Origin of the sequence: Nguyenibacter vanlangensis, assembly GCF_013376155.1 — a bacterium.
GTDB lineage: Bacteria > Pseudomonadota > Alphaproteobacteria > Acetobacterales > Acetobacteraceae > Gluconacetobacter > Gluconacetobacter vanlangensis.
The window spans coordinates 1-524 of record NZ_JABXXP010001277.1 but is presented as its reverse complement, the minus strand read 5'-3'; the positions used below and the strand labels follow the sequence as shown (position 1 = coordinate 524).

The window sequence follows — 524 nt, the reverse complement described above, 5'->3', positions numbered from 1 at the left end:
CGATCTTCGACGCGATCGGCAAGGCGACGATCCATGCCGGCCCGTCGGGCAGCGGCGCGAAGCTGAAGCTGGTGGTCAACGGGATCATGGGCGCGACCCTGGCCGCGGTGGCCGAGGGCGTGGCCTATGGCCTGGCCGCCGGGCTGGATCGCGACATGCTGTTCGACACACTCGATTCCGTGGCCGTGATCTCACCCCATCACAAGCGCAAGCTGAAGGCCGCCCGCGCCGGCGACTTCACGCCGCAATTCCCGATCCGGCTGATGCAGAAAGACATGCGCCTGCTGCTCACCGACGCGGCGCGGCTGGCGGCGCCGGCGGTCACGGTGGCGGCGGCGACGCAATTGCTGTCCCTGACCCGGCGCGCCGATGCCGACGCCGATTATTCGGCGCTGTTCGCGGTCCTGGAGCAGATCGTCACGTCACCCTGACGGTCAGATCCGGCCGCTGAGCATGGCCGCCATGACGGCCAGCCGGTCGCCCAGGCCGCGTCCGGCCGCCCGCCTGCCATCAGGGCGCGCCAG

The 524-nt window shown here is 70.8% G+C and carries 1 protein-coding gene; it reads left to right on the top strand.

The window, feature by feature from the left end:
- On the top strand, positions 1-431 hold a 431-nt coding region (locus HUK84_RS22575; RefSeq protein WP_176642086.1), incomplete at its 5' end, for an NAD-binding protein.
- Between the last annotated feature and the right edge of the window lie 93 nt (positions 432-524).